At 73.1% G+C, this 20,261-nt stretch carries 19 protein-coding genes and 1 tRNA gene; 10 read left to right on the top strand and 10 right to left on the bottom strand.

The features are described 5' to 3' along the window. Window positions 1–48 precede the first annotated feature (48 nt). From AC1DDU_RS15035 to AC1DDU_RS15045, 3 genes are read left to right on the top strand one after another with little or no spacing between them, the layout of a single operon-like run. Window positions 49–816: a fumarylacetoacetate hydrolase family protein gene (locus AC1DDU_RS15035; protein WP_477435464.1), complete on the top strand. Its 768-nt coding sequence runs from the start codon at window positions 49–51 to the stop codon at window positions 814–816. Next, a complete protein-coding gene (locus tag AC1DDU_RS15040) occupies window positions 809–2,092 on the top strand; it encodes an MFS transporter (protein WP_477435466.1) in 1,284 nt (427 codons plus the stop codon). The genes AC1DDU_RS15035 and AC1DDU_RS15040 overlap by 8 nt, the downstream gene beginning before the upstream one ends. After that, window positions 2,085–2,870, top strand: coding sequence for a class I SAM-dependent methyltransferase (locus tag AC1DDU_RS15045; RefSeq protein ID WP_477435468.1), 786 nt, complete (start codon window positions 2,085–2,087; stop codon window positions 2,868–2,870). Before AC1DDU_RS15040 ends, AC1DDU_RS15045 begins: the two co-directional genes overlap by 8 nt. Before the next feature lie 3 nt (window positions 2,871–2,873). Here AC1DDU_RS15045 and AC1DDU_RS15050 read toward each other — a convergent pair whose 3' ends face one another. From AC1DDU_RS15050 to AC1DDU_RS15080, 7 genes are all read right to left on the bottom strand, one after another. Continuing rightward, window positions 2,874–4,115 carry an alanine racemase gene (locus tag AC1DDU_RS15050; protein WP_477435470.1) on the bottom strand — a complete coding sequence of 414 codons (1,242 nt, stop codon included), beginning with the start codon at window positions 4,113–4,115 and terminating at the stop codon, window positions 2,874–2,876. After that, window positions 4,115–4,501, bottom strand: a complete 387-nt coding sequence (locus AC1DDU_RS15055) for a RidA family protein (RefSeq protein WP_477435472.1) — start codon at window positions 4,499–4,501, stop codon at window positions 4,115–4,117. The genes AC1DDU_RS15050 and AC1DDU_RS15055 overlap by 1 nt, the downstream gene beginning before the upstream one ends. A 28-nt stretch (window positions 4,502–4,529) precedes the next feature. Beyond that, on the bottom strand, window positions 4,530–6,113 hold the full coding sequence (locus AC1DDU_RS15060) for an N-acyl-D-amino-acid deacylase family protein (protein ID WP_477435474.1): 1,584 nt from the start codon (window positions 6,111–6,113) through the stop codon (window positions 4,530–4,532). Window positions 6,114–6,156: 43 nt separating this feature from the next. Next, complete coding sequence (locus tag AC1DDU_RS15065; RefSeq protein WP_477435476.1) at window positions 6,157–6,825, bottom strand: response regulator; 669 nt, start codon at window positions 6,823–6,825, stop codon at window positions 6,157–6,159. Next, window positions 6,822–7,970 carry a sensor histidine kinase gene (locus tag AC1DDU_RS15070; protein ID WP_477435478.1) on the bottom strand — a complete coding sequence of 383 codons (1,149 nt, stop codon included), beginning with the start codon at window positions 7,968–7,970 and terminating at the stop codon, window positions 6,822–6,824. Before AC1DDU_RS15070 ends, AC1DDU_RS15065 begins: the two co-directional genes overlap by 4 nt. Beyond that, entirely contained in the window at window positions 7,967–8,620 is a 654-nt protein-coding gene (locus AC1DDU_RS15075) for a DUF2306 domain-containing protein (RefSeq protein WP_477435480.1), read from the bottom strand. Before AC1DDU_RS15075 ends, AC1DDU_RS15070 begins: the two co-directional genes overlap by 4 nt. Before the next feature lie 98 nt (window positions 8,621–8,718). Continuing rightward, window positions 8,719–9,789 carry an aminotransferase class V-fold PLP-dependent enzyme gene (locus tag AC1DDU_RS15080; protein ID WP_477435482.1) on the bottom strand — a complete coding sequence of 357 codons (1,071 nt, stop codon included), beginning with the start codon at window positions 9,787–9,789 and terminating at the stop codon, window positions 8,719–8,721. An 82-nt stretch (window positions 9,790–9,871) separates the two neighbouring features. Here AC1DDU_RS15080 and AC1DDU_RS15085 point away from each other — a divergent pair, with 82 nt between their 5' ends. From AC1DDU_RS15085 to AC1DDU_RS15095, 3 genes are all read left to right on the top strand, one after another. After that, on the top strand, window positions 9,872–10,843 hold the full coding sequence (locus AC1DDU_RS15085; RefSeq protein WP_477435484.1) for a LysR family transcriptional regulator: 972 nt from the start codon (window positions 9,872–9,874) through the stop codon (window positions 10,841–10,843). Window positions 10,844–10,853: 10 nt separating this feature from the next. After that, window positions 10,854–12,380 carry a glutamate--tRNA ligase gene (gltX, locus tag AC1DDU_RS15090; RefSeq protein WP_477435486.1) on the top strand — a complete coding sequence of 509 codons (1,527 nt, stop codon included), beginning with the start codon at window positions 10,854–10,856 and terminating at the stop codon, window positions 12,378–12,380. Window positions 12,381–12,449: 69 nt separating this feature from the next. Then, window positions 12,450–12,524: transfer RNA gene (locus AC1DDU_RS15095), tRNA-Gln, on the top strand. A 97-nt stretch (window positions 12,525–12,621) separates the two neighbouring features. On the opposite strand, the gene AC1DDU_RS15100 is transcribed toward AC1DDU_RS15095, so the two are convergent. Both AC1DDU_RS15100 and AC1DDU_RS15105 read right to left on the bottom strand, forming a co-directional pair. Further along, the gene (locus tag AC1DDU_RS15100; RefSeq protein WP_477435488.1) at window positions 12,622–14,058 is read right to left on the bottom strand and encodes a hypothetical protein; all 1,437 of its coding nucleotides are present in this window, start codon (window positions 14,056–14,058) and stop codon (window positions 12,622–12,624) included. Between the two features lie 274 nt (window positions 14,059–14,332). Continuing rightward, window positions 14,333–15,259, bottom strand: coding sequence for an aminoglycoside phosphotransferase family protein (locus tag AC1DDU_RS15105; RefSeq protein WP_477435490.1), 927 nt, complete (start codon window positions 15,257–15,259; stop codon window positions 14,333–14,335). A 74-nt stretch (window positions 15,260–15,333) separates the two neighbouring features. Between AC1DDU_RS15105 and AC1DDU_RS15110 the strand changes: the two genes are divergently transcribed. The 4 genes from AC1DDU_RS15110 to AC1DDU_RS15125 all read left to right on the top strand — a co-directional run bounded on the left by AC1DDU_RS15110 (window position 15,334) and on the right by AC1DDU_RS15125 (window position 19,445). Beyond that, window positions 15,334–16,113 (top strand): DeoR/GlpR family DNA-binding transcription regulator, encoded by a 780-nt coding sequence (locus tag AC1DDU_RS15110; RefSeq protein WP_477435492.1) that lies wholly within the window; start codon window positions 15,334–15,336, stop codon window positions 16,111–16,113. Continuing rightward, window positions 16,110–17,051: a 1-phosphofructokinase family hexose kinase gene (locus AC1DDU_RS15115; RefSeq protein ID WP_477435494.1), complete on the top strand. Its 942-nt coding sequence runs from the start codon at window positions 16,110–16,112 to the stop codon at window positions 17,049–17,051. The genes AC1DDU_RS15110 and AC1DDU_RS15115 overlap by 4 nt, the downstream gene beginning before the upstream one ends. 32 nt (window positions 17,052–17,083) lie before the next feature. Further along, entirely contained in the window at window positions 17,084–19,111 is a 2,028-nt protein-coding gene (locus AC1DDU_RS15120; protein ID WP_477435495.1) for a PTS fructose transporter subunit IIABC, read from the top strand. Between the two features lie 64 nt (window positions 19,112–19,175). Beyond that, window positions 19,176–19,445 (top strand): HPr family phosphocarrier protein, encoded by a 270-nt coding sequence (locus AC1DDU_RS15125; protein ID WP_477435497.1) that lies wholly within the window; start codon window positions 19,176–19,178, stop codon window positions 19,443–19,445. 102 nt (window positions 19,446–19,547) lie between these two features. Here AC1DDU_RS15125 and AC1DDU_RS15130 read toward each other — a convergent pair whose 3' ends face one another. Then, window positions 19,548–20,186, bottom strand: a complete 639-nt coding sequence (locus tag AC1DDU_RS15130) for an MBL fold metallo-hydrolase (RefSeq protein ID WP_477435499.1) — start codon at window positions 20,184–20,186, stop codon at window positions 19,548–19,550. Window positions 20,187–20,261 lie beyond the last annotated feature (75 nt).

Raw genomic sequence — 20,261 nt, forward strand, 5'->3', positions numbered from 1 at the left:
GTGCGCCCGCGGGCTTCGCGCGTCGCAGGGGACGGCTAGGGTGATCGGGTGAGGATCGCGCGCTTCAGTCACAACGACGCCATCAGATTCGGGATCGTCGACGAGGGCGAGCTGGTCGTCCTGGCCGGTGACCCGATGTTCGCCGGGTACGAGACGACGGGCGAGCGGGTGCCGCTCGCCGACGTCGCGCTGCTGGCACCGGTGATCCCGCGCTCGAAGATCGTGTGCGTCGGCCGCAACTACCGCGATCACGCCGCCGAGCTCGGCAACGACGTGCCGACCGCGCCGATGCTGTTCTTCAAGCCGAACACCTCGGTCATCGGCCCCGGCGACACCATCGTGCTGCCGCCGCAGTCCGAACGCGTCGACTTCGAGGGCGAGCTCGCGGCCGTGATCGGCCGCATCGCCAAGAACGTCCCCGCCGAGCGCGCCCTCGAGCACGTGTTCGGCTACACGATCGCCAACGACGTCACCGCCCGCGATCTGCAGAAGACCGACGGCCAGTGGGCCCGCGCCAAGGGCTTCGACACGTTCTGCCCGCTCGGGCCCGCGATCGAGACCGATTTCGACCCCGCCGGCGACGCGGTCGTGACGACCCGCGTGAACGGCGAGGTGCGCCAGCAAGGGCCGATCAGCGACATGATCTTCTCGCTGGCCGACGTCATCGCGTACGCGTCGGCGGCGTTCACGCTGCTGCCGGGCGACGTGATCCTCACCGGCACGCCGGCGGGCGTCGGCCCGTTCACCGCGGGCGACACGGTCGAGGTCGAGATCACGGGCCTGGGCACGCTGCGCAATCCCGCCCGCGATGCCTGAGACCGCGCTCGCACCGACGGCCATCGAGGTCGCCCGCGTCCAGCGGCGCACGGTGTGGGTGCTCTCTCTCGGGCAGGTGCTGGGCGGGCTCGCGTTCGGCGCGACCCTCTCGCTCGGCGCGGTGTTGGCCGCCCGCCTGTCGGGCAACGACACGTTCTCGGGACTGGCCGCCGCCGCCGTCACCTTCGGCACCGCGCTGACCGCCGTCCCGCTCGCCGCGATCGCCCGCCGACGCGGCCGGCGCCTGTCGCTCACCGTCGGCATGGCCGTGGCGCTCGTCGGCGTGGGCCTGGTGATCGCCGCCGTCGCGCTGCAGGCGTTCCCGCTGCTGCTGGTCGGCTTCCTCATCATCGGTTCCGGCCAGGCGGCGAACCTGCAGTCCCGGTTCGCCGCGGCGGATCTCGCGACGGACGCCTCGCGCGGCCGCGACCTCTCGATCGTGGTGTGGGCGACGACGATCGGCGCCGTCCTCGGACCGAACCTCACCGGTCCCGGCCAGGTGGTCGGCGACGCGTTCGGGATGCCGCCGCTGACCGGACCGTACCTGTTCACGGTCGTCGCGCAGCTGCTCGCGATCGCGCTGTACCTCGTGGCGATGCGGCCCGATCCGCTGCTGCTGGCTCAGCGGGTCGTGGCCGCCGCCGCTGCCGGCGCCCAGAGGATCGCCCGCGCCGACCGTCCGGTCGCCGCCCGATACGCGATCTTCGCCGTCGCCGCGGCGCACGGCACGATGGTGTCGGTCATGGCGATGACCCCGGTGCACCTCGCCCACCTCACGCACGGGGCGTCCGAGGCGGCGACGCTGTCGATCATCGGGCTCACGATCAGCCTGCACATCGCGGGGATGTACATGCTGTCGCCGGTGTTCGGCATCCTCGCCGACCGGCTCGGCCGCGTCCCCACGATCCTCGTCGGTCAGGCGTTCCTGGCCGCGGCGCTGCTGACCGCGTCGTTCGGGCAGGCATCCACGACGGCGATCACGGTGGCCCTGATTCTGCTGGGACTGGGCTGGAGCGCGTCGACGGTGGCCGGCTCGACGCTGCTCACGGAGTCCTCCTCCGAAGAGCTGCGCACCCGACGCCAGGGAATCAGCGACTTCACGATGAGCATCGTCGGCGGTGTCGGCGCGATCCTGGCGGGCGCCGTGCTCGGCTGGATCGGGTACGGCGGACTGGCGCTGGTGGTGATGGTGCTGGTCGCGGCATCCGTGCTGCTGGCCCCGCTCGGCTGGCGGGCGTCCTCCCGTGCCGCGACGGGGACCGCGGCCGATGGCTGACTGGTCGTCGACCGGTGACGCCTACGCGGCGTCGTTCGCGGCGCTGTGCGCCGGGTCCGTCGACGCCGTCCTCGCGGAGGCGGCCGAGCGCACCGCCGGTCGCGTGCTCCTGGACGTCGGCACGGGGCCTGGAACGGTCGCGGCGGCCGCGGCCGGCCACGGCTGGACGGCCAGCGGCGTGGATGCCGAGCCGTCGATGCTCGAGACCGCGCGCCGGCTCAGCCCCGGCATCCCCTTCCGCGCGGGCACGCTGCCCGACCTGGCCGAGCCCGACGACTCCGCCGACGCGGTGACCGCGAACTTCGTGCTCAACCACGTCCCCGATGCCCGTCGGGCCGCGGGGGAGCTCGGCCGGGTGGCGCGTCCGGACGGCGTGGTCGTCGTCACGATCTGGCACGGCGTGGTGAGCCCGCTGCGCCCGATGTGGGACCGCGTCCTGGACGAGGTCGACCTCGTGCGCCCCGCGGACAAGACGCTGCCGCCCGAGCTCGACTTCGGCCGGGACGAAGCGGGTGTCGTCGCGATGCTCGCCGACGGCGGTCTCGCCGAGGTGCGCGCCCGCGTCGTCTCGTGGGACTTCGCGTTCGCCCCGGACGAGCTGTGGGCGGGCGTCGTGGGCGGCGTCGCGACCGTGGGCGGCATCTATCGCGCGCAGGACGCCGCGACCCGCCGTCGCATGCGCGAGGCGTTCCGCCGCGTCACGGCCGACGCGGCCGGCGCCGACGGGCGGGTGCGGGTGTCGCACTCCGCGGTGCTGGCATCGGGCCGGCCGCGCTGAGTCTCAGAACCGGGTCTCGACGAGGCCGGTGACCACCGCCGTCGCGGGGTCGTCGATGTCGTCGACGAGCGGGATCACCCGCCACTTGTCGAACATCGTGCACGGGTGCGACAGTCCGAACACCACCAGGTCGCCCACCGTCAGCGGGGAGTCCGCGGCGATCCGCACGAAGCCGTGCTGGTCGCTCAGCTTGGTCATCGCGGCGCCGGGAAGCGGCATCCGCCCGCCCGTCCGATCGATCGCGTACAGCGGCTCGGGGAGTCCCTCGTCGTACGGGAAGTCGCGCTTGCCCGCATCCACGATCGCCGTCTCGTCGTCCAGGCGCGAGACCACGCGGGCGAGCCCGCGGGCCGCGGGCCGCAGTCCTGCGCCCTCGAACGGCGAGTTCTGCCGGTAGTAGCCGTGATCGTGCACGAGGTAGGCGCCCGAGCGCAGCACGAACCGCGCGCGGTCGTCGTCCTGCGCCGCCGCCGCGAAGGCGGTGCCGACCACATCGGGGTAGGCGCTGCCGCCCGCCGTGACCAGGACGTCGCCGTCGTCGTACAACGGGGCGACCGCGCGGTGCACCACGAGCAGCTCGTCGATGTACGTGCGGGCCGCGTCCAGTGCGTCAGGGCCGCGCCCGTGCGCGACCGAGCCCTCGTACCCGGCGATGCCGGCCAGGCGCACCGCGGGCGAGGCGGCCACGCGCTCGGCCAGGGCCACGGCGTCCGCGAACGACCTCACGCCCGTGCGCCCGCCGGGGCGACCGACATCCACGAGCACCTCCAGCGGACGCTCGAGCGAAGTGCCGAGGGCCCGTTCGATGCCGTCGATCGCGGTGGGGTCGTCGACCCAGCTCCACACCCGGGTGCCGGAGGCCGCGGCATCGGCCGTCCAGCGGATCGCCTCCGGCTGCACGAGCTGATTGGCGAGCATCACCGCAGGGATGCCGGCATCCACCGCCACCCGCAGCTGCGACGGCGTGGCGACGGTGATGCCGGTCGCCCCCGCCTCGAGCTGCCGCCGCCAGAGGTCGGGCGCCATCGTGGTCTTGCCGTGCGGCATCAGCTCGAGGCCGCGGGCGGCGACCCAGCCGGCGAGGAAGGCGATGTTGTCGTCGAGCACGCCGTCGCCCAGCACCAGCAGCGGCGTCCACAGGTCGGCGAGCCGCGGCGCACGCGCCAGGTATTCGGGGACCGTCAGGCCCGCCGCTTCGGCGGGCAGACCCTTGTCACGGGCGTCCAGCACGCGGGTGGAGGACATCAGGGCTTCGGCAGGACGGCGACGACGTCGATCTCGACGAGGATGTCGAACAGGTCCGAGCCGACGGTGGTGCGCACCGGGTAGGGCTCGGTGAAGAACTCGGCGTACGCCCGGTTGTACTCGGCGAAGTCGCGCTTGAGGTGCTGCAGGTGCGCGGTGACCTTCACGACGTCGTCGAACGTCGCGCCCTGGGCGGCCAGCACGCTGCCGACGTTGCGCAGCACCTGCTGGGTCTGCTCGTACACGCCACCGGGGACGACCTCGCCGGTGGCCGGGTCCTGCGGGCCGAAACCGGCGGTGAACAGGAGACCTGCGGCGGCCACGCCGTGGCTGTACGGGCCGGCGGGCTTGGGCGCGTTCGGGAGGAGGACGGTCTGCTTGGTCATGGGGTTCCTTTCGTCGGGGAGGGAAGGGTCAGGATCTGCGCAGTCCGCGCCCGGCGAGCGCGCCGGTGAGGCGCCCGTCGCGCAGCACGCCGACGCCGTTCACGAAGACATCGTCGATGCCGACGGCGAGGGACTGCGGGTCGTCGTAGGTGGCGGCATCCGTCACCGTGGCCGGGTCGACGATCGCGACGTCGGCGAGGCGTCCGGAGGCGAGGATGCCGCGATCGGCCAGGCCGAACCGTTCCGCGGTGCGTGCCGCCAGGTGCACCGCCGCGTCCTCCCACGAGAACGAGCGGCCGACGTACGTGCCGAGCATGCGGCCGAAGGTCCCCCACGCGCGCGGGTGGGGCACGGCGCCGACGAAGATGCCGTCGGACCCGGCGGTGTGGCCGGGCAGCGCGAACAGGCGCGCGAGGTTCTCGACAGGGCGCTCGTCGCGCACCGCCATGACGGCGTTGACCTCCAGGCGGGCGGACACCAGCAGGTCGAGCGTCGTGTCTTCGACCGAGGTGCCGCGGCGGTCGGCGATCTCGGCCAGGGTGAGCCCGGGGGCCCAGGCCCAGTCCGGCGCGGAGGTGTGGCCGATGCGGATCATCGACGGCCAGTCCGGACCGAGGCTGGGCTTGCCGGCGACGGCGGGGAACCACTCGTCGCGCAGTCGCGCGCGGTCGGCCGGATCCGCGAGGCGTGCGACCGCCTCGTCGACGTCGAGTGCGCTGTACTCCGGCGGCAGCACCGCCATCGACACCAGCGTGCAGCCGCGCGTGTACGGGTACATGTCGAAGGAGAGGTCGGCTCCGGATGCCGCCGCCGCGGCCAGCAGACGCTCGGCGTCGCCCGCGTCGACGTGCAGATGCGACACGTGGCCGCGGACGCGCGGCCGGTCTTCGTCGGCGGCGCAGATCTCCACCACCTCGGCGAGCCCGGCGGCGGTGTTGGTCTCGTACCCGCCGCGCATGTGGGTGACGTAGAGGGCGTCCGCCGCCGCCACGGGCGCGCACAGCAGACGCAGTTCCCGGGTGTCGGCGAAGATGCCGGGCACGTAGTCGAGTCCCGTGGACACGCCCAGCGCGCCCGCGGCGAGCCCCTCGGCGACGAGCTGCTGCATGCGGGCCAGCTGGGAGGCATCCGCTCGCTCCGTGGCCATGCCCATCACCTCGTGCCGCACCGTGCCGGCCGGGACGAGGTAGCCGACGTTGAGCGGCGTGGTGCCGTCGTAGCCGCGCAGCAGGGCGTCGACACCGCCACCGCGGTAGGTCGGGTGCGGCCCGTTGATCGCGGCGAAGTAGCGGCTCGCCCAGACGCCGTCCCCCGGTGCGTACGACACGCCGTCCTGCCCGCCGACGACGCTCGTGACGCCCTGCCGCAGCAGCGCGAGCTGCACCTCGTCGCGGAACACGGCGCCGTCGGCGTGCGAGTGCGCGTCGATGAAGCCGGGCAGGATCAGCCGCCCGTGGCACGGCACCACACTGTCGCCCGGTCGCGCCATGACCTCGCCGACGACGCCGATCCGATCGCCCAGGATCTCGACATCGGCCTCCCGGCGAGGGCCGCCGGTACCGTCGATCACCGTGCCGCCGCGCAGCACCGTGCGGTCGGGGTGAGCGGTCATGCGGCCTCCGTCGGTGCGCGTCAGCCTGACCCGCCCCAGCAGTCTATGGGCGCCCGCCGGGCCCGCCGGGACGGTCGCGCTCGTGCGCCCAGATCGCCAGCTCGACCCGGTTGCGGGCGCCGAGCTTGGCCATGATGCTGCCGAGGTGGGTCTTGACGGTGCTGAGCGAGAGGTGCAGTTCGCGGCCGATCTCGGTGTTGCCGAGCCCGCGTGCGACGCCGGCGAGCACCTGCTCCTCACGGTCGGTGAGCGGTGAGGACGGACGGGCGGAGTCGGTCGGCGCGGAACCGGCGAAAGCCGTGATGAGCCGCACCGTCACACCCGGATCGATGAGCGCATCGCCCCGGGCCGCGGCGTGGACCGCCTCGGCGAGCAGCGCCGGACCGGCGTTCTTGAGCAGGAACCCTCGCGCTCCCGCGCGCAGCGCCTCGTACACGTACTCGTCGAGGTCGAACGTCGTCACGACCACCACGGGGATCGGATCGGCGACGTCCGGCCCGGCGAGGGCGCGGGTCGCCTGCAGGCCGTCCATGACCGGCATCCGGATGTCGAGCAGGCACACGTCGGGTCGCAGCTCGCGCGCAGCCGCCACCGCCTGAGCGCCGTCGGATGCCTCCGCCACGACCTCGATGTCCGACCCGGCCTCCAGGATCACCCGCAGCCCCGCACGCACCAGCTCCTGGTCGTCGGCGATGAGCACGCGCACCGTCACGTCGCCCATCCTGCACGAGGAAGGACCGCGCTGACGACCCAGCCGCCGCCGGGCGCCGGTCCCGCCTCGCACGTTCCCCCGAGCAGCGAGGCGCGTTCGGCCATGCCCGTCAGCCCGAAACCGGGAGAGGAGGATGCCGCTGCCCTGCCGTCGTCCCGCACGTCGAGGCGCGCGCCTGCGGCGTCGACCCGCAGGCGGACCTCGACGGTCGTCGCCCCACGCGCGTGACGGCGCGCGTTGGTCACCGCCTCCTGGGCGAGCCGGAACACGGCGGCCGCGACCGCTGCCGGAAGGGCGTCGGCATCGCCGTCGACCGTCACGCGGACCTCGAGCCGGGGCTCGGCGGACCCCGCCGCAGCGCTCGGCGCGGCCAGGCGGCGGACGTCGTCGATGCCGGGCGTGGGTGCCAGCTCGGGAGGATCGGTGGCACGGAGCACCCGCACCATCGACCGCAGCTCGTCCAGCGTGCGACCGGCTTCGCCCTCGATGAGACGCAGCGTCGTGACGGCGGCCGCGGGGTCGCCGGGGGCGAGGAGGATGCCGGCCTGTGCCTGGATCGCGATCGCCGACACGTGGTGGGCGACGGTGTCGTGCAGGTCGCGGGCGAACCGCTCCCGCTCCCGCAGCCGCGCACGGTCGATCTCGCGGACGCGCGCGCCGGTCCGCCAGCGCAGCGCCAGGCCGAGGCTCGCTGTCGTGACCGCGACCGCGATGCCGCCGATGACGTCGCTCACCACGGGACGCTGCCCCAGGAACGTGAGGAGCGTCCCCGCCAGCACTAGGGCCGAGCCGCCGAGTACGGCGCGCCCCGAACCCCAGCGGAACACCGCGTACACGAGGATCAGGAAGTACGCCGTGGTGTACAGCTGCGGATCGTCACCGAGCGCCAAGCCGATGGCGGTGCCGACGACGAACACCACCGCGAGCATCGCGAACGGGCGGGTGCGACGCCACAGCAGCGTCGGGGCGAGCGCCGTCAGCACGACCGCCCACCCCCACCGCCAGGGCACCTCCGGCCGCAGCGCCGCCTCGGCGAACGAGAGCAGCGGGATCATCACGACGAGCACGACGTCGCGCCACACCCGGCGCGGCGGGCCGGGGGTCGGCGGCGGCGCGTCCCACAGGGCGCGCACCGGGCTCGTCATGCGCTCAGGATAGAGGTGCGCCGGCGGCGCCGGATCACGAACTCCGCGACCGCGAGGTTGATCGCCCAGCCGGAGCCCATGAGCAGATCGTGCGCCAGCTGCCCCGGTGCACCGAGCACGAGCGTCCACGACAGGAAGACGAGCGCCTGCGTCCCGGCGCCGAGGCCGATCGCGTAGGCGCGCGTCATCCACGCCGAGTGCGTCGCGACGTCCCCGCGGCGGATCGCGAGGAACGCCACGACGATCGACGCGGCCATCGCGGGGGCGAGGATCAGCCGCAGGACGAACAGGAGCGGTCCGTCGATGGCGGGCAGCTCGTAGAAGAGCGTCATCCACAGGGCCGACAGTGCCGCCAGCAGTCCCGCGGGCGCGACGATCCGTCCTGCGATGCGATGCCAGCGGCGCCGGCGCAGCGCGGGCGCGAACTGCAAGGCGCCGAGCAGGAGGAACACGCTCGAGCCGACGATGTGGACGATCACGGGCACGGGCGACTCGAAGAACCGCATGTTCCCGGCGGTCACCGGGCCCCCCGCGGCCAACTGGCTCACGCGCATCGCACCGGCGAGCATCGGGACGAGGCTCACGGCGATGAGGCCGGCGGGCGCGAGCCAGCCGCTGCGACGGGTGCGGGAGCGGGTGATCGTGGTCATGCCCCGATGCTCGCCCCCGCCGAGCGTGCGGCGCATCGGCCGCGGGGCTCGACCTCCTCGGCCGATCGGCCGACCCGGGGCGCGCCCGCCGGCCCGGATCAGCGGCCGAGGGCCTCCAGGGCGAGATCGACGTCGCGGTCGTCGTTGAAGACATGGAACGCGACGCGCGCGCGGCCGGCGCGCCCGGATGCCGTGATGCCGGCGACGGTGAGCCGGGCGAGGTCGCACCCGTCGGGGTCCTCCCACGTGACGATCGCGGACGGCCGTGGCGCGGCATCCATCCCCATCCCGGCGCGGAAGCGGGCAGCGAGGCCGGTCGTGTGGGCGAACAGCTCGTCGGGGTCCAGTGCGGCGAACAGCTCCAGGGCCGGAGCGGCCCCCACGAACGCCTGCCATGCCGGTGACACGTCGAAGCGACGCGCGTCGCAGGCGAGCACGGCATCGCCTCCGTAGCACGACGCCCACGGGTCGTCACCGGCGTACCAGCCGGCGAAGCGCGGCGGGATCTCGGCCTGGAACCGCTCCGACACGGCGAGGAAGGACACGCCGCGCGGGGCGCACAGCCACTTGTACGCGTGGCACACGACGGCGTCGAAGCGGGCGGCGTCGACCGGCATCCAGCCCACCGCCTGAGTCGCATCGCACAGCGTGCGCGCGTCGTGGCGCTGCGCAGCGGAGACGATCGCGTCGACGTCGGCGACCTCGCCGGTCGCCGACTGCACCACCGAGAACGCCACCAGCGCCGTGTCGGCGGTGATGTGCGCGGCGAGCTCGCCCAGCGGCGCGGTGCGGACACGGATGCCGCGCCCCGCGTGGACGAAGGGCAGCACGATCGACGAGAACTCGCCGTCGGGCGTGAGCACCTCGGCGCCGTCGGGCAGCGCCGAGGCCACGAGGGCGGCCGCGACGGAGGCCTGCGAGCCGATCGCGACCCGGTCGGCGGTGACGCCCACGAGGTCGGCGAACAGCGAGCGCGAGCGCTCGACGGCCGACGAGTACGCCGCGACGTTGGGGTGACCGGATGCGGCCGCGTCGAGTTCGGTGAGGACGGCCAGGTGCGTCGCGCGGGTGGGCAGGCCCACGGTGCACGCGGCGAGGTAGCCACGGCCGCCGGCGAACTCGCCGCGGGCGGCGAGGACGGCGGGGGAGGAATCGGTGGTCGCGCGCATGCCTCCAGGTTGAGGGTGGACGACTCCTCGCGTCTAGGCCAGGTGTTCCATGAAACCCATCACGTTCACTTATGCTTTCGTCATGACCGACACGCTCGAGGAGGACCCGGGATTCGACGCGCGCGAGCTGCGCGTGGTCAAGGCCGTGGCCGACGCCGGGTCGATCACCGGCGCCGCCGCCGAGCTCGGGTACAGCCAGCCGGCCGTCAGTCAGCAGCTCAAACGGCTCGAGCAGCGGCTCGGCATCGCGATCGTCGAACGCGTGGGACGCGGGGTGCGCCTCACCGACGCGGGCCGCATCCTCGCCCGTCATGCGCCCGCCGTGACGACGGCGCTGGATGCCGCCGCCGGCGAGCTCGCCGAGCTCCGGGGCCTGCGCGCCGCGCGCGTGCGGCTCATGGCCTTCCCGTCGGCGTCTCCGACGATCGTCCCCAAGCTCCTCGCGGACCTGGCGCAGCGGCATCCGGGCATCTCCCTCACCTACGTGGAGGCGGAGCCCCCTGAGGCTGTGGACGCCGTCCGCGACGACCGCACCGACATCGCCCTCACCTTCAGCTATCCCGGCGATCGCGACGACCCGCACGGCTCCAGTGCGCGAGGGCTGGCGGTGTCGGCCATCGGCACCGACGACATGCTCGCGGTGCTGCCGACCGGGCATCCGGCCGCCTCGCGGGATTCGCTCGATGTCGGCGAACTCGCCGGGGACGACTGGATCGCGGGCTGCCCCCGGTGCCGCGGGCACCTCCTCGAGCTGTGCGGTCGAGCCGGGTTCGCGCCGCGGATCGCGTTCGAGACCGACAACTTCGTCGCGGTGGAGGGACTGGTCGCCCAGGGGATCGGCGTCGCCACCCTGCCGCGCATGGCTGTGGAGTCCTTCCCGCAGCTGCCGGGAGTGGCGATCGTCCCGTTGCCGACGGGGGAGCAGCGCACGATCAACACCGTCACCGCCCGCGGCGCGGATCGCGTGCCGGCGGTGAGGGCGACGCTGGACGCATTGGCACGGCTGGTCGCGGAGCCGGTCGCCCCCATCGGCCCGAGGAGCGCAGGCCCGTAGAATCGATCAGGTGTCTTCGCCTGATCCCCGCACCACGACCGCCACCGGTGCCGACGTCCGCGTCCGCTTCTGCCCGTCGCCGACCGGCCTGCCGCACGTCGGCCTCATCCGCACCGTGCTCTTCAACTGGGCGTACGCACGTCACAACGGCGGAAAGCTCGTGTTCCGCATCGAAGACACCGATGCCGCGCGCGACAGCGAGGAGAGCTACCAGCAGCTGCTCGAGGCGCTGAAGTGGCTGAAGATCGACTGGGACGAGGGCGTCGAGGTCGGCGGCCCGCACGCCCCGTACCGTCAGTCGCAGCGCCACGAGCTCTACCGCGAGGTGCTCGACAAGCTCATCGCCGCCGGGGCCGTGTACGAGAGCTACTCCACCGCCGAAGAGATCGACGCCCGCAACGAGGCCAACGGCCGTGCGAAGCAGCTCGGCTACGACAACTTCGACCGTCACCTCACCGACGAGCAGAAGGCGGCCTTCCGCGCCGAGGGCCGCGAGCCGGCGTGGCGCCTGCGCGTCCCCGATGAGGACCTCACCTACGTCGACCTCATCCGCGGCGAGGTGACGTTCCCGGCAGGGTCGTTCCCCGACTTCGTGCTGGTGCGCGCCGGCGGCGTGCCGCTGTACCCGTTCGTGAACCCCGTCGACGACGCCCTCATGGGCATCACGCACGTCATCCGCGGCGAAGACCTGATGCCCTCGACCGCCCGGCAGCTCGCGCTGTACAGCGCGCTGGTGGATGCCGGCGTCACCACGTTCGTCCCGCGCTTCGCGCACATGCCGCTCGTCCTCGGCGAGGAGGGCAACAAGAAGCTCTCCAAGCGCGACCCGAAGGCCGACCTGTTCCTGCAGCGCGAGAAGGGCTTCATCCACGAGGGCCTGCTCAACTACCTCGCCCTGCTCGGCTGGTCGATCGGTCCCGACCGCGACGTCTTCTCGCTCGAGGAGCTCGTGGCGGCGTTCGACATCGTCGACGTGAACCCGAACCCGGCGCGCTTCGACCAGAAGAAGGCGGAGTCGATCAACGGCGACCACATCCGGATGCTGCAGCCCGACGACTTCGCCGCGCGCCTCGTGCCCTACCTCGCGGCCGCGGGCGTGGTCGACGAGACCCCGACGCCGGCGCAGGCGGCGATGCTCACGGCATCCGCCCCTCTCGTCCAGGAGCGGATGCAGCTGCTCGGCGACGCTCCGGGCCTCCTCGGCTTCCTGTTCTCCGACGCCCTGGTCTACCAGGACGACGCACTGGCGTCGCTCCCGGCGAACGCGAACGAGGTGCTGGTGGCGTCGGTCGGGGCTCTCGAGCTGGTGCCCGACACCGAGTTCACGGCGGCCGCCGTGCAGGACGCCCTCTCCGGCGCGCTCATCGCGCCCGTGGAGGACGGCGGACTCGGCCTCAAGCCGCGTGTCGCATACGGCCCGCTGCGCGTCGCGCTGAGCGGCCGCAGGGTGTCGCCGCCGCTGTTCGAGTCGATGGAGCTGCTCGGCAAGTCCGAGTCGATCCGCCGCCTCGGGGCACTGGTCGACGCGCGCGGGTGACGGCTCGGTTTGGAGCACGTGCCGGTCTCGCGTAGACTCATTCCTCGGCACGGCTTCGGCTGACAGCCTTGGGGTATGGTGTAATTGGCAACACGGCTGATTCTGGTTCAGTTGTTCTTGGTTCGAGTCCAGGTACCCCAGCCAACGAGAAAACCCCCGCAGAGCGGGGGTTTTTCGTTTTCTGCGCCGATGTGACGAGGGGGCGGGATCCGGATGCCGGATCCCSCCCCCTCTGCCTGTCTCAGGCGGTCGCGACGGCCGCGGCAGCAGTGCGGCTGCGGTGGCTGATGCGGTGGCCGATCCAGAAGCCGATCGCGATGAGGCCGCCGAGCGCGATGACCAGCATCCACGGCAGCAGGTTCGGCGTCGCCCCGGCAGCGCCGTCGGCCAGCTGCTGCGAGCCGTCGGCGATCTGGGTGTTGCCGTCGCTGAGTGTCGCTGCGCCCGCGGACAGCTCGTCGGTCCCGCCGGCGAGCGTGGCCGAGCCCTCGGCGAGGGTCGCCGTGCCGGCGTTGAGGTCTTCGAGCCCGCTCGACAGGCTCTGAGCGCCCGCCGACAGCGACGACGTGCCCTCGGCGAGGCTGGTGGCACCCGAAGAGAGGGAGCCGGCGCCGGCGTTGAGGTTCTGCGTGCCCGACGCGAGCCGTGCGGCACCACCGGCGAGCGTCTGCGTGCCGTTGGCGAGGCTGGCAGCGCCGTCACGCACCTGGGCGATGCCGGCGGTGAGCTCGTCGGCGCCTGCCGCGAGCGCGGGCGCGCCCTTGTCCTTGTCGGCGAGGGCCACGGTGCCGGGCCACTTGTTGGCGGGGTTGCCGTGAACGAGCCCATCGATGCCGCCGCGCAGCTGACCGGCGCCCCCTGCCGCCGCCAGGATGCCCTGGGCGAGAAGGGGGGCCTTCTCAGTGGGCGCGGACATCGCACCGACCTGCTTCTCGAGGCCTGCGGCAAGCAGCGCGAGGCTCTGCAGCGTCGTGTTCGAGGCATCGGCGGCGGCGAGCGTCTTCAGCGAGCTCGAGAGCGTCGCCGCGTTCAGAGGGGCCTCGGCTGCGAGCGTCGCGAGTGTCTTTTCGGCCGCGGCGAGCTTCTTGACTTCCGGGGTCGCGCCTGCGCCGGCCAGCGCCTCGAACTCCGAGGCCTTCGTGAGCAGCAGCTTCGCGTACGTGTCGGCACCCACGGCACCGGCGGCGAGCAGGTCGGCCTTGTCGGCCAGCGTCGCGGCCCCGGTCGCGGCCTGGCTCGCACCGGCGGCGAGACGCGAGGCGCCCGCGGCGGCCGAGGCGGCGCCCGAACTCACACTGGCGGCCCCGTTCGAGGCGGACTGTGCTCCCGCCGACAGCGACGTCGCGCCGGCGGCGAGGCTGGCCGCACCGGCCGCCGCGGAGGTCGCGCCGTCGGCGAGCGTCGCGGCGCCGGTGGCGGCATCCGTCGCTCCGTCGTCCAGCTTGGTCGCGCCGGCGGCGATGTCGCCGGCGCCGGCGGCCACCTCGCCCGCGCCGCTGGCGAGCTGCTGCGAGCCGTCGTCCGCCGTCGAGGCGCCGGCGGCGAGCTGCTCCGCGCCGGCGGCGATCTTGGCGGTCGTGGCGACGTACAGGAACACCATCGCCGCCAGCAGCACGCTGAGGACGATGACGGCGATGCGCATGCCGAGGCCGTGCACATGGGTCGATGATCTCGTCATTGAGTGACTCCAGGTTCGCGCCTGCGGGGGCAGGCGGTGAGGGACGCACCGGCATGCTGTCACCGGCCGACGGCGGGGCAGGGTGCCCGGCGTGGCCGCACCCTCGTTGGTGCGGCATCCGTGAGCGCCGTCGCGAAGCGGTGCGAATCTAACAGCGCGGTCCGCGCGACGGGAGGGTCGGGCGCGCGGTCTTCAAGGTGGAACCAAGTTTCACAAGGAGTGAGACTCGATTTCTTGTAGACCGTCCACAAAGCCGACCGCGCGAGCGGATGCCTCAGCTCCTGATATCCGCGATCACCTCGGCGGCGGCCTCCACCCCCAGTGCGAAGTAGTCGGGGTTGTCGTCGCTGTGGAGGAGCATCATCATCGCCACAGCGGCCGCCCACGCGTGCGCGCGACGCCACGTCGCGGTGTCGTAGCGCGTGCCGGTCGCGGCGATGAAGCGTGCGCGGCCGGTCTCGTCGAATGCGAGCCAGGCGATGGCGAGGTCGTAGGCGGGATCGCCGCCGGTGACATCGCCGAAGTCGATGATCCCTGCGAGCGTGCCGTCGCGCGCGACGAGGTTGCCGGGGTGGAGGTCGCCGTGGATCCACACCGGCGGGCGTCCCCATTCGGCGGCGGCCAGGCCGCGCCCCCACACGGCGCGCATCGCGGCCGCGCCCGTCGCGTCCAGCGTTCCGGCGTCGGCGAGGGCGGAGATGCGCTCCTGCATCAACGCCGCCTTGGTGGCGAGTGCCTGGCCCCGCACCGGGTTGACCGGGTGGTCCGCAGGGGCGGTCACGTGCAGCGCTCCGAGGGCGTCGGCCAGGGCCTCCGCCCATGTCGTGCGGGTCGGGCGGGGGATGTCCGTCCCTCGCGCGCCGTCGATCCAGGGCACGACGGACCACGCCCACGGGTAGCCCGCCCCGGGGGTGCCGGCGACGACGGGAGCGGGCACGCGCATCCCCAGGGGGGCGAGACGTGCGGCGATGCCGGGGAGCACACGCTGCTCGTGCACGACGAGCGGCGCCGCGAGCGCACGGCGGGGCAACCGCACGGCGTGCGCATCGCCCAGGCGCCAGATCTCGCTGTCCCAGCCCTCGGCGACCTTCTCGAGGGGCAGGGAGGCGGCATCCGGCACCGTGTCGGCCGCCTGAGCTGCGACGAGCGTTCGGATCAAGGCGGCATCGATGGCGATCTCGGCAGAGGGCTTGTCGGGCACGGTATCGAAGATACCCGTTGTGTTTATGTTGGAATGTGTTGTATTGTGTGGGAAACCCACCGAAGGGCAGCCACATGTACGCAACGGAGCGCCAGGAGCAGATCGAGCTCCTCCTCGCCGCCGAAGGCCGGGTGAGCGTCGTCGGGCTCGCCGAACGTTTCGACGTGACGACCGAGACGATCCGCCGCGACCTCGATCACCTCGAGTCGGTGGGAGCGCTGCGCCGCGTCCACGGGGGAGCCGTGGGTCGCGAACGTGCCAGCACGCGCGAACCCTCGCTCGAGGAGCGCCTCCAGCATCACGGCACCGCGAAGGCGGCGATCGGCCACCGCGCTCTCGACGTGCTCGGCGCGGACTTCAGCGGGTCGGTCTTCCTCGATGCGGGAACGACGACCGCCGCCGTGGCATCGGCCCTCGCACCCCGCCTCGCAGGGTCGCGCATCGAGGTCGTCACGCACTCGCTCACCCTCGGCCACGCCCTGGCGGGTGTCCCCGGCGCCTCGCTCTCGTTCGTGGGCGGCCGGGTGCGCGGCCTCACCGCCGCTGCCGTCGGCGCCGACACGGTCCGCGCGATCGGGGCGCTTCGCCCCGACGTCGCGTTCATCGGCACGAACGGGGTGTCGGCCGGGTTCGGGCTGAGCACCCCCGACCCCGACGAAGCGGCGGTCAAGCGCGCCATCGTGCAGTCCGCCCGCCGCGTCGTCGTGGTCGCCGACGCCGACAAGCTCGGCGCCGAGCTGCTCGTCGGCTTCGCGCCGCTCGCGGAGGTCGACGTGCTGGTGACGGATGCCGCTCCCGACGCCGAGCTGGCCGCGGCCCTCGCCGAGGCCGAGGTGGAGGTCTGGCTCGCATGATCGTCACGCTCACCGCCAACCCGTCGCTCGACCGGACGGTGACCCTTCCGTCACCTCTCCTGGTCGGCGAGGTGCAGAGCGCCGACGCCGCCCGCGAGGACGCCGGAGGTAAGGGCATCAACGTCGCCCGGGCGATCGCGGCGGCGGGGGAGGCGTGCACGGCCGTGCTGCCGCTGGCCGCCGACGATCCGTTCGACGGCGTGCTGCACCGTGCCGGGCTGACGCTGCGACGTGTTCCCGTCCGCGGGCACGTCAGGGCGAACCTGGCGATCACCGACCCGGCAGGGGTCACCACCAAGCTCAACCTCCCCGGTGCCGACCTGTCGGCGGCCGAGGTCTCCGCGCTCCTCGACGCGGTGGTCGCCGCGTCGGCGGGCGCCCGCTGGCTCGTCCTCGCAGGATCGCTGCCGCCCGGGGTCGCCGACGACTTCTACGTGCGCGTGACCCGCGCGGTGCGCGCCGCCCATGGCGGCGCCGCACCCCTGGTCGCCGTGGACGCGGCCGGCGCCGCGCTGACCACGACGGTGGCCGATGGCGCGCCGGACCTCATCAAGCCCAACGACGACGAGCTCGCCGAGCTCATCGGCGTCGACCTCGACGGCGCCGCAGTGGCGGCGATCGCCGACATGGCGCGCGCCCTCGTCCCCGCACGGGTCGGTGCGGCGCTGGTCACCATCGGCTCCCGGGGTGCGGTCCTCGTCCACCCCGACGGCGCCTGGACCGCCACGCCGCCTCCCATCCGCGTGGCGAGCACCGTCGGCGCCGGCGACAGCTCGCTCGCGGGCTACGTGCTCGCCGAGAGTCGCGGCTCCTCGCCCGAGGAGCGACTGCGGCTGGCCGTCCGCTACGGCGCGGCGGCGGCATCCCTCCCGGGTACGCAGGCTCCACGGCCCGCAGACCTTCCCTCCGGCGACGTGAACGTCACGCGCCTGAACTGAACCCTCGCACCGACTGACCGCAGGAGGTCACCATGACCGACACCATCACTCCCGGCCTGGTGAGCCTCGACGCGCCCCTGGGCGCCGACAAGTCCGCCGTGATCCGGGCGCTCGCCGCCCGCGTCGTCGCGCAGGGCCGCGCGATCGACGCCGATGCGCTCCACGCCGATGCCTGGGCGCGCGAGCAGAAGGACGAGACCGGGCTTCCCGGCGGCATCGCGATCCCTCACGCCAAGAGCCCGGCGGTCACGATCCCGTCACTGGCGTTCGCGCGCCTGCGCCCCGGCGTCGACTTCGGCGCCCCCGACGGCCCCGCCGACCTGGTGTTCCTGATCGCCGCGCCCGCCGACGCCGCCGAGGCGCATCTCGCGGTGCTCTCGAAGCTCGCCCGCAGCCTCATGCAGGAGGACTTCACCGCGGGGCTGCGCGCGGCCACGACCGACGACGAGGTCGTCGCGATCGTGCAGGCGGCCATCGGAGAACGGGAAGCCGCACCCGCCGCACCTGCGGCGTCGGCAGCGGTCCCGGTCACCGGCGACGGGCTCACCGTCGACGGCCGACCCGCGCGCATCGTCGCGGTGACCGCCTGCGCCACCGGCATCGCCCACACCTTCATGGCGGCGGACTCCCTGACGGCCGCAGGCAAGAAGGCCGGCGTCGACCTCGTGGTCGAGCCGCAGGGTTCCAGCGGCTACCAGGCGCTGCCCCGCGACGTCATCGAGGGGGCGGATGCCGTCATCTTCGCGACCGATGTCGACGTGCGAGAGCCGCAGCGGTTCGCCGGAAAGCCCGTGATCCGCTCCGGCGTCAAGCGCGGGATCGAGCAGCCGGACCAGCTCGTGGCCGAGGCGGTCGCGGCCGCACGCGACCCGCAGGCGACGCGCGTGGGCGGCGAGGTCGCAGCGGCGTCCGCCGCCGCAGGGGAGAAGCTGTCGTGGGGAGCCCGCATCCAGCGGATCCTCCTCACCGGTGTGAGCTACATGATCCCGTTCGTCGCGGGCGGCGGGCTTCTCATCGCCCTCGGCTTCCTGATCGGCGGGGTGAACGTCAACCAGGACAACCAGGCGTTCAAGGTCATCATCGACAACGCGCTGTGGGACCTCCCGCCCGGCGGGATCGGCCAGTATCTCGGCTCGGTGGCCTTCGTCATCGGCGCCACCTCGATGGGCTTCCTGGTGTCGGCGCTCGCGGGCTACATCGCCTTCGCGATCGCGGATCGGCCCGGCATCGCGCCCGGCTTCGTCGCCGGCGCGGTCGCGGTGCTCATGAACGCCGGCTTCATCGGCGGCATCATCGGCGGCCTGCTCGCCGGTGTCGTCGCCTGGTGGATCGGTCGGTTCCAGGCGCCTCGCTGGCTGCGCGGCCTCATGCCGGTGGCGATCATCCCACTCCTCGCGTCGATCGTCGCGTCGGGCCTCATGATCCTGTTCCTCGGCCGCCCCATCGCGACGCTGATGGCGGGACTCAACTCGTGGCTGACCGAGCTCGCCGCGACCGGCGCCATCATCGTGGTGGGTGTGATCCTCGGCCTGATGATGTGCTTCGACCTGGGCGGTCCGGTCAACAAGGTCGCCTACGCGTTCGCCGTCGCGGGCCTGGCGGCGGGCTCCGCCGACAACCCCACGCCCTACCTCATCATGGCCGCGGTGATGGCCGCCGGAATGGTGCCGCCGCTGGCGATGGCCCTCGCCTCGACGGTGCTGGCCCGCGACCTGTTCCCCCCGGTCGAGCGGGAGAACGGCAAGGCAGCGTGGCTGCTGGGTGCCTCGTTCATCAGCGAAGGGGCGATCCCGTTCGCCGCGGCCGATCCGCTGCGCGTGATCCCGGCATCCATGGCCGGCGGTGCTGTCACCGGCGCGCTCATCATGCTCTTCGGGGTGCAGTCGCTCGCCCCGCACGGCGGGCTGTTCGTGCTGTTCGCGATCGACCCGATCTGGGGCTTCCTGGTCGCGCTGGTCGCGGGTACCGTCGTGTCGGCGCTGGCCGTCATCGCCCTCAAGCGGTGGGTCGGCCGCAAGGAGCTCGAGCAGGCCGAAGCGGCCGTACCCGTGGCGGTGTGAGCCCCTCGTCCGACAGAATCGGAATCGTCGACCCCGACGGGTCCGGCGCAGACAGGAGAGAACCATGGCAGAACGTCAGGCCACCATCGCCAGCAGCTCGGGACTGCACGCCCGTCCCGCGAAGCTCTTCGTGCAGGCCGTGCAGGCGCAGTCGGTCCCGGTCACGATCGCCGTCGAAGGCGGCGCCGACCTCAACGCCGGCAGCATCCTGTCGCTCATGGGCCTCGGCGCCTCGCAGGGGACGGTCGTGACGCTCAAGGCCGTGGGCGACGGCGCCGACGAGGCCCTCGACGCGCTGGTGACCCTCCTCGAGACGGATCTCGACGCCCAGTAGAAGTACTCTCGCCCGGTGCGCCGGCGAGCGCAGTCGTGACGACGGATGCCGCGGGTCGAAGCCGCTGCGGCATCCGTCGTCCGTGTCCGGGGTCTGGACGACTCAGAGGTCGGTGGCGTCGCCGGGGTCGAGCACGACGAGCTCGCCGCCGTCCTGCTCGGCCGCCCAGCCGAGGCGCGCGCGGCCCATGTCGCGTCCGGCCACCGAGAGCGTCATGTCGTGCGTGCCGAAGACCTGCCGGGGCTTGACGGCGAGCACGAAGTCCATCGCCTCGCCGATCTTCAGCCACGGTGCGCCCACCGGTGCGGCGAGCAGCCTCACGCTGCGCCCCTCGGGCACCGCGTACGAGTCGCCGGGGTAGTAGAACTCGTCGTTGACGAGGACGCCCACGTTGTCGACCACCGGGATCGACGAGTGGATCACCGCGTGACGACCGCCGAAGAACTCCAGGCGGAACGGCTCGACCTCGATGACGTCACCGGCGTGGACGGTCGTCACGTCGTACCCGGCCGCCGCCTTCGCTACCCCTTCCGGGCCGAAGACGGGCGTCCCGGGGAACTGCTCGAGGATGCGGTCCAGGTGCGCACCGGTCCAGTGGTCGGCGTGCTCGTGGGTGATGACGATCGCGACGACGGAGTCGAGGTCCCCGAGGGGAGCGGTGAACGAACCGGGGTCGATGACGAGCGTCTTGCCCGCATCGACGAGGGTGAGGGCGGCGTGCTCGAACTTCGTGACTCGCATGCGACGAGTCAAGCGCTCCGGGGGCGCGCAGGGCAAGCGGGCGCCGGGCGCGTGAGCGGCTCCTGTGTCGATTTG

The organism is Microbacterium sp. 05T445, from assembly GCF_056395865.1.

What these genes read in the sequence shown, in the direction of transcription:
- AC1DDU_RS15040 (WP_477435466.1), top strand. Translation starts at nt 809, where the DNA reads ATGCCTGAGACCGCGCTCGCACCGACGGCCATCGAGGTCGCCCGCGTC.
- AC1DDU_RS15045 (WP_477435468.1), top strand. Translation starts at nt 2,085, where the DNA reads ATGGCTGACTGGTCGTCGACCGGTGACGCCTACGCGGCGTCGTTCGCG.
- AC1DDU_RS15050 (WP_477435470.1), bottom strand. Translation starts at nt 4,115, where the DNA reads ATGTCCTCCACCCGCGTGCTGGACGCCCGTGACAAGGGTCTGCCCGCC.
- AC1DDU_RS15055 (WP_477435472.1), bottom strand. Translation starts at nt 4,501, where the DNA reads ATGACCAAGCAGACCGTCCTCCTCCCGAACGCGCCCAAGCCCGCCGGC.
- AC1DDU_RS15060 (WP_477435474.1), bottom strand. Translation starts at nt 6,113, where the DNA reads ATGACCGCTCACCCCGACCGCACGGTGCTGCGCGGCGGCACGGTGATC.
- AC1DDU_RS15070 (WP_477435478.1), bottom strand. Translation starts at nt 7,970, where the DNA reads ATGACGAGCCCGGTGCGCGCCCTGTGGGACGCGCCGCCGCCGACCCCC.
- AC1DDU_RS15075 (WP_477435480.1), bottom strand. Translation starts at nt 8,620, where the DNA reads ATGACCACGATCACCCGCTCCCGCACCCGTCGCAGCGGCTGGCTCGCG.
- AC1DDU_RS15080 (WP_477435482.1), bottom strand. Translation starts at nt 9,789, where the DNA reads ATGCGCGCGACCACCGATTCCTCCCCCGCCGTCCTCGCCGCCCGCGGC.
- AC1DDU_RS15085 (WP_477435484.1), top strand. Translation starts at nt 9,872, where the DNA reads ATGACCGACACGCTCGAGGAGGACCCGGGATTCGACGCGCGCGAGCTG.
- AC1DDU_RS15100 (WP_477435488.1), bottom strand. Translation starts at nt 14,058, where the DNA reads ATGACGAGATCATCGACCCATGTGCACGGCCTCGGCATGCGCATCGCC.
- AC1DDU_RS15110 (WP_477435492.1), top strand. Translation starts at nt 15,334, where the DNA reads ATGTACGCAACGGAGCGCCAGGAGCAGATCGAGCTCCTCCTCGCCGCC.
- AC1DDU_RS15115 (WP_477435494.1), top strand. Translation starts at nt 16,110, where the DNA reads ATGATCGTCACGCTCACCGCCAACCCGTCGCTCGACCGGACGGTGACC.
- AC1DDU_RS15120 (WP_477435495.1), top strand. Translation starts at nt 17,084, where the DNA reads ATGACCGACACCATCACTCCCGGCCTGGTGAGCCTCGACGCGCCCCTG.
- AC1DDU_RS15125 (WP_477435497.1), top strand. Translation starts at nt 19,176, where the DNA reads ATGGCAGAACGTCAGGCCACCATCGCCAGCAGCTCGGGACTGCACGCC.
- AC1DDU_RS15130 (WP_477435499.1), bottom strand. Translation starts at nt 20,186, where the DNA reads ATGCGAGTCACGAAGTTCGAGCACGCCGCCCTCACCCTCGTCGATGCG.